The 407-nt window shown below is 65.6% G+C and carries 1 pseudogene; it reads right to left on the reverse strand.

The window, feature by feature from the left end:
* A pseudogene (locus SB753_RS35025) lies at positions 1 to 198 on the reverse strand (cupin); the annotation flags it as partial.
* Positions 199 to 407 lie beyond the last annotated feature (209 nt).

Consider the following 407-nt stretch of genomic DNA (forward strand, 5'->3'; position numbering starts at 1 on the left):
GGGCGAGACGAACGCGCAGGCTGCATCCAGCGCGGCGCGCGCATCGGCATAACGCCACACGGCCGGTACGAAACGCGGACGCGGCGTTGGCCACATCTGCGGCGCTTTCTTGGCCCAGCCCGGCGACAATGCGCGCGCATGCAGGTCCTCGAAGAAACCTTCTGGCGCAGTGGGCGCCTGCGTGACGGTTTGTGACATCACTGTCCTCTATTCGTTTCGTCCAGCACGGACGACATTGAAACGCGTGGCGGCAAGCGCGTTCGCATCACACCGCAAGGCCGGCTTTCGCTTCGTCCCATACCGGGTGATCGCCAAGCTCGCCTTGACGCACGCGCAGCTTCATCGAGCCGACACCGTCGATCACGATCTCCAGCACGTCGCCGTCCCCGACGGGACCGACACCCGCT

This window comes from Paraburkholderia sp. SIMBA_053 (assembly GCF_046534895.1).
In the GTDB taxonomy this organism is placed as follows: domain Bacteria; phylum Pseudomonadota; class Gammaproteobacteria; order Burkholderiales; family Burkholderiaceae; genus Paraburkholderia; species Paraburkholderia caledonica.